The 8,736-nt window shown below is 70.7% G+C and carries 7 protein-coding genes; 4 read left to right on the forward strand and 3 right to left on the reverse strand.

Annotated features, from left to right (window positions below):
- Positions 1–109 precede the first annotated feature (109 nt).
- Positions 110–1,495: an NAD-dependent malic enzyme gene (locus tag RY076_RS15955; RefSeq protein WP_323099816.1), complete on the forward strand. Its 1,386-nt coding sequence runs from the start codon at positions 110–112 to the stop codon at positions 1,493–1,495.
- 4 nt (positions 1,496–1,499) lie between these two features.
- Here the strand turns inward: RY076_RS15955 and RY076_RS15960 are convergent, their stop codons facing one another.
- Together RY076_RS15960 and RY076_RS15965 are read right to left on the reverse strand one after the other, a co-directional pair.
- Positions 1,500–1,907 carry an LbetaH domain-containing protein gene (locus RY076_RS15960; protein ID WP_323099818.1) on the reverse strand — a complete coding sequence of 136 codons (408 nt, stop codon included), beginning with the start codon at positions 1,905–1,907 and terminating at the stop codon, positions 1,500–1,502.
- Positions 1,908–2,017: 110 nt separating this feature from the next.
- On the reverse strand, positions 2,018–3,121 hold the full coding sequence (locus RY076_RS15965) for a hemerythrin domain-containing protein (RefSeq protein WP_323099819.1): 1,104 nt from the start codon (positions 3,119–3,121) through the stop codon (positions 2,018–2,020).
- A gap of 86 nt (positions 3,122–3,207) precedes the next feature.
- On the opposite strand from RY076_RS15965, the gene RY076_RS15970 reads away from it, so the two are divergent.
- Positions 3,208–4,218, forward strand: coding sequence for an aldo/keto reductase family protein (locus RY076_RS15970; protein ID WP_323099820.1), 1,011 nt, complete (start codon positions 3,208–3,210; stop codon positions 4,216–4,218).
- Between the two features lie 82 nt (positions 4,219–4,300).
- Here the strand turns inward: RY076_RS15970 and RY076_RS15975 are convergent, their stop codons facing one another.
- Positions 4,301–6,310, reverse strand: a complete 2,010-nt coding sequence (locus RY076_RS15975) for a hypothetical protein (RefSeq protein WP_323099821.1) — start codon at positions 6,308–6,310, stop codon at positions 4,301–4,303.
- 174 nt (positions 6,311–6,484) lie between these two features.
- Between RY076_RS15975 and RY076_RS15980 the strand changes: the two genes are divergently transcribed.
- Entirely contained in the window at positions 6,485–8,140 is a 1,656-nt protein-coding gene (locus RY076_RS15980) for a nuclease-related domain-containing DEAD/DEAH box helicase (RefSeq protein WP_323099822.1), read from the forward strand.
- 106 nt (positions 8,141–8,246) lie between these two features.
- Positions 8,247–8,675, forward strand: a complete 429-nt coding sequence (locus tag RY076_RS15985) for a hypothetical protein (protein WP_323099824.1) — start codon at positions 8,247–8,249, stop codon at positions 8,673–8,675.
- Positions 8,676–8,736 lie beyond the last annotated feature (61 nt).

Raw genomic sequence — 8,736 nt, forward strand, 5'->3', positions numbered from 1 at the left:
GGACCTGTCCGGCGCCACGGTCGTCGGCCGCGAAGTGCTTAAGACGTTCCGGGCGTCTGCGGGTGGAGGATGGGCTCGTCGCCACCGTCGCACGCGCGAGAGGACTGTCATGGCCACCCCGAGCCCTGGGTACTCGATCACGGTCCGGGTCGAGGTCCCGGCCTCGGCGAACGCGACCGCGGCCCTGACCACGGCCGTCTCCTCAACGGGCGGGGCGCTCACCGCCCTCGACGTCGCGGAGAGCCGCACCGACCGTCTCGTCGTCGACGTCACGTGCGACACGAGGGACGAGGCCCACGGTCGCCTCATCACCGACGCCATTGCGTCCATCCCCGGCGCGCTCGTCCACAAGGTCAGCGACCAGACGTTCCTGCTGCACCTCGGCGGGAAGATCGAAGTCAACCCCAAGGTGCCGCTCAAGCACCGTGACGACCTGTCCCGTGCCTACACACCGGGCGTCGCCCGGATCTGTCGCGCCATCGCCGAGCACCCGGAGGACGCCCGCCGTCTGACCATCAAGCGCAACACCGTCGCCGTGGTGACCGACGGGTCGGCGGTCCTCGGCCTGGGCAACATCGGGCCGCTCGCGGCGCTACCGGTGATGGAGGGCAAGGCCGCCCTGTTCAAGCAGTTCGGCGGCGTCGACGCGTGGCCGGTGTGCCTCGACACCCAGGACTCCGACGCCATCGTCGAGATCGTGCGCGCCATCGCCCCGGTCTACGGCGGCATCAACCTCGAGGACATCTCGGCGCCGCGGTGCTTCGAGATCGAGGCGCGGCTGCGCGACCTGCTCGACATCCCGGTCTTCCACGACGACCAGCACGGCACCGCGATCGTCGTGCTCGCAGCGCTGACGAACGCGCTGCGGGTCGTCGGCAAGCCCATCGAGGACGTGCGCATCGTCGTCTCGGGGGTCGGGGCGGCCGGTCACGCCATCATCCGGCTGCTGCTGACCCAGGGGGCGCGCGACATCGTCGCGTGCGGCCGCACCGGTGTGGTCCACGCAGGCTCCGAGGCCATGGAGCCGTTCCGCCAGTGGATCGCCGAGCACACGAACCCTCGTGGGGTCAGCGGCAGCCTCACCGAGGTCCTCGCCGGGGCCGACGTGTTCATCGGCGTCTCGGCGCCCGACCTGTTGACCGGCGAGGACATCGCCACCATGGCCGGCGACGCCGTCGTCTTCGCGCTCGCGAACCCGGTGCCGGAGGTCGACCCCATCGCCGCGAGCGAGCACGCGGCGGTCGTGGCGACGGGTCGCTCCGACCACCCGAACCAGATCAACAACGTGCTCGTCTTTCCCGGGTTCTTCCGGGGGCTGCTCGACGCGGGGGTGTCCGACATCAGCGACGCGATGATGGTGGCGGCCGCCCACGCGATCGCCGACACGGTCGAGCCCGGCGAGCTCAACGCGAGCTTCGTCATCCCGAGCGTCTTCGACGCCACCGTGGCGCCCGCCGTCGCCGCGGCCGTGCGGCACGTGGCGGAGCCCGCCTAGCGCGTCAGGCGGCGTGGCGGCCGGTGCTGGAGCGTCGGACGACCGCGCCCGCGGGAATGGTCTCGTCGACGTCGATGCGGACGCCGTCCCACACGTGGGCGCTGGCGCCGATCTTCGACCGGGCCCCGATGCGTGCGCCTCGTCCGATGACGGCGCCGCGTCCGACATGGACGCCCGAGCCGATGACGGCGTCGGCGTGCACGGTGGCACCGGCGTCGATCCAGGCGCCGCTGTGGATGTGGGCGCGGGCGCCGATGGTCGCGCCGCGGTCGACGTACGTGGTGTCGCCGACGTAGGCGGCGGGGTCGACGGTCGCGTGGCGCTCCACGTAGCCGCCACCGTTCTCATGGCGGGCGTAGTGCAGCATCGTGCCGTTGTCCGCCTCGAACTCCTCGTACTTCCTGCGCCTCACGTTCCACCTCTCCTCAGACTGCGGTCCGGTTCCTGCACGTTCATGCCCGGAATCGTCACCTGAGCAACGTTCGAGCCCAGATGAAGATTCCGGACCGCGGCAGCGACGTGTCAGCCCCGGGCGGCCAGGCCGCGGACGTCGTGGGTGGCTGTCTGGAGCATGTCCGAGAACGATCCCGTCCGATGCTCCGCTGCGGACGCCTGCTGCCGCAGCGCCTGCACCACGAGCGCCGCGTCCGTCGCGCCGAGGTCCTCGAGGAGGACGGGGAGCTCCCGCTCCTCCTCGGCCCGTGCGTGCTGGGTGATGGCCTCCTCGATGAGGCCGAACTGGGTCAGGAACACGGGGGAGTCCGTGCCGGTGTCCTCGAGCCGCCGGATCTGCTGGCCGACGCCCTCCTCCTCGGCGATCCGTTCAGCGCCGGCGTCCGGATCCGCCGTCGTCCCTGCACGGGGGTGCAGCAGGACCTCCTCGACGGCCTCGTGCCCGGCCAGGTAGGCGAGCAGGCGGCGGAGCGCGTCGGGCCTGCCCGCCTGGTCGGCGGCGTGCACGGCCGCGACGAGACGCGTGATCTCGCCGTGCTGGGCGGTGATCGCCTCGATGACGTCGTGAGCCGTCGTGGGCTCGGGCGCCGGGCGAGGGTCGGTCATCTGCTCGTTCCTCTGCGTGAGGGCCGGGTGGCGGGTCGCCACGCCGCGGGCGCCGGCCAGGTGTCCACCGAGGTAGGCGGCCGCGCCGGCGAGGCCCGAACCCACGAGCGCGAGCGCGACGCCCGATGTGTGCTGACCGCGCCGACGCGTCAGCCACGAGCCCGTGTAGGCGGCGAGCGACGCGGCGTTGAGGGCCGCGTGGACGACGCCGACGCGTCGGTCCCGCTGGCTTGCCGCGTGCCACTCCGTCCAGCCGGAGGCGGCCGTCGGCGCGGCGGCGAGCAGTCCGAGCCCGAGGAGCCGCTGGGCGGCATCGCGCGACCGGACGCCGCCGAGCGCGTCGAGCGCCCCGGCCGCGGTGAAGAGTCCGACGGGCACGTCCGTGAGCGCCGGGTGCAGCGCGTGGCCGAACCAGCGGCCGCTCAGCACGGACGCTGCGGCTCCGCGTCCGAGCGGTGCCGTGACCTTCGCGGCCAGTGCCGTGGCGCGGTCGAGCCGCGCGTCGTCCTCCAGGGCGACGGCGATGCGGGTCGGCAGCGGGAGCGGTGTCTCTGAGTGTCGTGCCATGACGGCCCCGTACCCACGCGTGTCCTGTCGGCACGCGCCAGGAGGCGGGGCGAGGTGCGGCGAGGGCCGGGCATACGGTGGGCAGCATGAACTTCCGTTACCTCGGCAACAGCGGACTCAAGATCTCCGAGATCACCTACGGCAACTGGCTCACCCACGGCTCGCAGGTCGAGAACGACGTCGCGACGCAGTGCGTCCGGGCCGCGCTCGACGCCGGCATCAGCACGTTCGACACCGCGGACGTCTATGCGAACACCAAGGCCGAGAGCGTCCTCGGCGAGGCCCTCAAGGGCGAGCGGCGCGAGAGCCTCGAGATCTTCACGAAGGTCTACTGGCCCACCGGCCCGGGCGGCAAGAACGACACCGGCCTGTCCCGCAAGCACATCATGGAGTCGATCAACGGCTCGCTGCAGCGCCTCCAGACCGACTACGTCGACCTCTACCAGGCCCACCGCTACGACACGGAGACGCCGCTCGAGGAGACGATGCAGGCATTCGCCGACGTCGTCCGCCAGGGCAAGGCCCTCTACATCGGCGTCAGCGAGTGGACCGCTGACCAGATCCGCGCCGGCCACGCACTCGCGAAAGACCTTGGCGTGCAGCTGATCTCGAGCCAGCCGCAGTACTCGATGCTGTGGCGCGTCATCGAGGGCGAGGTCGTGCCGACGTGCGAGGAGCTCGGCGTCAGCCAGATCGTCTGGAGCCCCATCGCGCAGGGCGTGCTCACCGGCAAGTACCAGCCGGGCCAGCAGCCTCCGGCCGGGACGCGCGCCGCCGACGAGAAGGGTGGCGCGGACATGATCAAGCGGTTCATGAACGACGACGTCCTGACCCGCGTGCAGAAGCTGAAGCCGGTCGCCGACGAGGCCGGGCTCTCGATGGCCCAGCTGGCGGTCGCGTGGGTGCTGCAGAACCAGAACGTCGCTGCCGCGCTCGTCGGCGCCTCGCGGCCCGAGCAGGTGGCCGAGAACGTCAAGGCCGCCGGTGTGACGCTCGAGCCCGAGCTCATGGCGCGCATCGACGACGCCCTCGGCGACATCGTCGAGCGTGACCCGGCCCGCACGGCCGAGAACGCACCGAAGACTCGCGTCGCCTGACGGCCTTCGTCACCGAGCACGTATGCCGCCCAGCCGGATTCGCATGGCTGGGCGGCACACGTGGCCCGGTGTCAGCCGAACACTACGGCGTGATCTTCGTCAGCCGCGTCGACCAGTTGCCGAGTGACGTCCGCGTGCCGCCGCAGCTGCCGAAGGCCGCTGCGACGTACTGCTGGAAGGTGCACGTCTGGGCGATGTACTCCGACGCCATCCAGATCGAGCGGCCGTCGGTGACGGCGGCGCCGTAGTCGCCCCAGCGGGTGCGAATCGGCGTGCCTACGAATGCCTTGTAGCTGGTGAACCCGTCGGCCGGGCCGAGACCCTCGCCGACGATGTGGATCGGTCCGACCGTGCCCGTGGACGAGATCGGGACGTAGCCCGCGCTCGGGTAGTGGCTCGGTCCGGCCACGGTGAAGGCCATGGCGCCCTGCCCGCTGGGCAGCATCGTGATCGCCGGGTAGGTCAGGTCGCTGTCGGCGAGTGCCAGGTAGCCCTGCTTCTTGATGCTCCCGCCGACCTTGCCGGCGCCGTTGATCGTCGGCTGCAGCGAGAACCACGCGATGCCGGCCCGCATGACGCCGTTGACGCGCACCGCGGTGTCGAGGGCCCCCCACAGCACTCCGTTGGTGTACCAGGTCTGCTGCATGCGGGTGTCGTTGGCGTCGGGGCTCGAGATGACCTCGTCGTGTGCCGGCTCGTCCGCGGGGGCGAAGAACAGCTGCCAGCACCCTGTCAGTCCGAGGACGACAGTCGTCGTGTCGTTGATGCACTCGCCGAGCGGGATGTTCCCGGGCTTCTGTTGCACCTTCGGTGGGAAGACGTACGTCTGGCTCGTGACGGTGCGGCTCGTCACCCCGAGGTTGGGCGTGGCCGCGTCGAGAGACGCCGTGTTCGTCAGCGCCCAGAGCCCGATCCGCCTGGCGGTGCCCGTGGGGTTGCCGGTCTCGGAGCCGTCACCCGCGACCGAGCTCAGCATGAACTCGGTGCCGTTCGCGTCGGTGGCGTACTGGTTCGCCGGTGACGTGGCCGGCCAGACCGTGAAGCCGGGCGTGCCCGCGAGGTCAAGGTTCTGGACCAGGGTCACGCCGAGGGACGCCGGGTGCTCGGAGAGCTGCCTCTTGGAGAACGCGAAGACCTGCGCGGCGTTGTAGTTCGGGCCGAAGAGGTCGTACTCGTTCGTCGTGATGTAGATGCCGTTGGCGTCGCCCCCGATGTGCGGGTAGTCCTGGAAGCACGGTCCAGGCGTGGTGCCGTCGGTGGTGCAGTGGTGGTTCGGCGTGCCGTCGGTCCCGTCGTTCTGCGCCGGGACGGAGTAGACGGTCCAGGCTCCCGTCGGGTCCCCGGTGTTCGAGACGGCCACATCGATCGTGTTCTTGCCGTTGAAGTCACCGTTCGCGTCGACGTCGAGGGTCGTGATGGCCACGACGAACCGGTTGAAGTCGGGGTCGTAGTGGCAGACCGGGTCGATGACGTTGGGGCCGACGGCACCGGTCGTCCTGTTGATGGCGGCCGGGTAGCCGAAGAACGTGTTGAGGTCCTGCACGCCGGTTACGGGCGCGGCGTTGGCGTTGTAGACCCGCAGCACGCTGTTGACGGACTCGACGGTGAAGCCGTTGCCGACGCAGAGGGCCTGGTCGGGCGGCTCGAGGGAGAACTGGTTGCCGCCGTTCGCGAGCCGCTGGTCGCGGTGGTTGAGGCCTTGGATGCTGGCCTGCACGGCCGGGTTGGTGGCCGCGACCGCACTGGATGCCACGACGGGGGCATCGAGCGGGTGCTTGGGAAAGATGCCGCGCTTGAAGTTCGGGTCGGGTCGGGTGGATGGGATGGCAGGACCTTCGTCGTCAGGGCCCGCCCGGAGCTCGGGCTGTTGCAGCCCGTCCGCGCCGCTGGCGAGGGATCGGATGGATGTCGAGCCGGTCGAAGGGACCTGGCGGGTGTCAGAAGAGGCGGCGTTCGCGGCTCCTGGCAGACTCAGCAGGGCGGCAGCGATGGCTGCGGCCCCGCCGGTGGCGATGATCTTTCGCATGAGCACCTCCGAGTGGGGTAACTGCACCGACGTGTCGCGCGGGCCTCGCTCGGGTCGTTCATGCATGCGGAGCAGGAAATCCACACGACTTTCGAGCGTACGCTCGCGCTCCCCGGCCGGGACCGGTTTGGCGGATGTGCTCTCCACGCAGCCCAGTTGGCTGCATTGCCCGGTCGACGCGCCGCGCGGCAGACGTCCGAGGTGCCCCACCTCGTCGGCACCGATGGCTAGCCTGCGGCCATGGCACAGGGGGAGGGTGCGCGGTTCGCGCACGAGTCGGAGCGTCTCGTGTGGGAGCGACTCAGCGGCACGGTGGCGGACGGCACGGTCCTGCTGCCCAACCTGAGGCTCACGTCGCAGCGCAAGGACCACGAGCTCGACATCGTCGTGCTCATGCCCGGCGTCGGCATCGTCGTCATCGAGGTGAAGGGTGGCAGCGTGTCGGTCGACGCGCAGGGGCGGTGGTGGTCAGGTGGCGGCGCCCGGAGGAGCCGTGTGCGCCCCGTCGAGCAGTGCCGTGACGGCAAGTACGCCCTGCGCGAGTTCATCGAGGCCGACCCCCGCTGGAAGAACCATCGCAGCAGGGTGCGCTTCGGTCATGCGGTTGTCGTGCCGTTTACTGACGTCGCCGACGACTTCGCCACCACGGAGTGTCCACGCTGGATGATCAGCGGCAGCAGAGACCTCGACCGCCTCGCCGAGCGCGTCCGAGACGTCGCGGCTCGCCAAGAGAACGAGCAGCGCGTGCCGACCCAGGACGATGTCGACCTCATTGTCGAGATCCTCACGGGCAGAAGCTTTCCCGCCCCTGACATCACAGCGGATGCGGACGACCGCGAGGCGGTCGCGGACCGGCTCACCCAGGAGCAGGCCACTCTCCTGCAGGCCACCCGCCTCATCAACCGCATGGAGATCCGCGGTGGGGCCGGCAGCGGCAAGACGATCCTCGCGCTGACCCAGGCCAAGGACCTGACGCGCGGCCAGGGCGAGCGTCACGCGCAGCGCGTCGCGCTCGTCTGCTACTCCATCGGCCTGTCGCAGTACTTCAAGCGCCAGCTCGAGGGCGTGCCGCGCCGGCATCGGCCGGCCTTCGTCGGCTCCTTCGAGGACCTCGCGAACGAGTGGGGGATCGACACGGCGTCCCACGACCGCAACGACGCCGAGTTCTGGGAGCGGGACCTCGCGGCACGGATGACGGAGATCGCGACGTCTCTACCCGAGGGAAAGAAGTTCGACGCCGTCATCGTCGACGAGGCGCAGGACTTCGCCGACCACTGGTGGTTCCCGCTCATGAAGGCGCTGCGGGACGAGGACGATGGCGGCCTCTACGTCTACTCCGACGAGAACCAGCGCATCTTCGCGCGCTTCGGCCAGCCGCCGGTGCCCCTCGTGCCGCTGGTCCTCGACCACAACCTGCGCAACACCCAGCAGATCGCCCGGGCCTTCGGGCCGCTCGCGCCGATGCGGATGCAGCTGCGCGGTGGCGACGGTGCGGACGTGAGGTTCGTGCCGTGCTCACGCGAGGAGGCGCTGGGAACGGCGGACGACCAGGTCGACCTCCTGCTCGAGACCGGCTGGGAGCCGGAGCACGTGGCCCTGCTGACGATGGGGTCGCGCCATCCCGCCCAGGTGGAGCGCCAGGAGGCCCGCGGTCACGTCGGGTACTGGAAGTCCTTCTGGGACAACGACGACGTCTTCTACGGGCACGTCCTCGGCTGCAAGGGCCTGGAGCGTCGAGCGGTCGTGCTGTGCGTCAACGCCAAGAACACCGAACGCGCTCGCGAGATGCTCTACGTCGGCATGTCACGGGCCACCGACCAGCTCGTCGTCGTCGGCGACCCGGAGTTCATCCGCGAGATCGGCGGCGCCCAGGTGGCCGCCAGGCTCGGGATCTGACGGCCGCGATGGTGCACGGCCTCAGGCTGGGGCTGGGGCCAGGGCTGGGGCTGGGGCTGGGGACAACTCGAGCGGGGGCGCCTGGGTCCGCACCAGCATGACGGGCATGACCTTCGAAGACCTTCCGGACCGTGCCAACGAGATCCCACTCACCGACCCTGTGGTTGCCGGTGACGTCATCGACCTCATCATCGGTGAGGGCGACCGCGCCGGCGGCTGCCTCGCCGTCATGATCTGCGACAGCGAGGACCGCGGCGTGCAGCCCGTCCTCGTCGGAGAGGTGGCCGAGGACGCTGACCCGGGCGGTCTGGTGAACCTTCTTCGCGCCGTCGCCCCGATGCTGCGGGAGTCCGGCGGCTCGGTGCTCGTCGGCCGGGGCCGCGCGCACGGCGTCCGGGCCACCGACGCCGACCGAGAGTGGCACGAGGCGGCGATCCGGACGTGCCGGCAAGCCGGGATGCGGCTGCTCGGGTTCCACGTTGCCACCGCCGAGGGCGTGCTGCGCCTGCCCGACCCGCTGCAGGCCGCGTCCTGACACCCGCCCCAAGGACGCGTCAGAACGGTGGCGGTGAGTCGTCGTAGCGGCGTGGTGCTGG

The sequence above is a fragment of the Intrasporangium zincisolvens genome (genome assembly GCF_034724055.1).
Taxonomy (GTDB): domain Bacteria; phylum Actinomycetota; class Actinomycetes; order Actinomycetales; family Dermatophilaceae; genus Monashia; species Monashia zincisolvens.

Excerpts from the sequence above, each read along its gene's own strand:
- RY076_RS15955 (WP_323099816.1), top strand. The coding sequence starts at position 110 with ATGGCCACCCCGAGCCCTGGGTACTCGATCACGGTCCGGGTCGAGGTC.
- RY076_RS15965 (WP_323099819.1), bottom strand. The coding sequence starts at position 3,121 with ATGGCACGACACTCAGAGACACCGCTCCCGCTGCCGACCCGCATCGCC.
- RY076_RS15970 (WP_323099820.1), top strand. The coding sequence starts at position 3,208 with ATGAACTTCCGTTACCTCGGCAACAGCGGACTCAAGATCTCCGAGATC.
- RY076_RS15975 (WP_323099821.1), bottom strand. The coding sequence starts at position 6,310 with ATGCATGAACGACCCGAGCGAGGCCCGCGCGACACGTCGGTGCAGTTA.
- RY076_RS15980 (WP_323099822.1), top strand. The coding sequence starts at position 6,485 with ATGGCACAGGGGGAGGGTGCGCGGTTCGCGCACGAGTCGGAGCGTCTC.
- RY076_RS15985 (WP_323099824.1), top strand. The coding sequence starts at position 8,247 with ATGACCTTCGAAGACCTTCCGGACCGTGCCAACGAGATCCCACTCACC.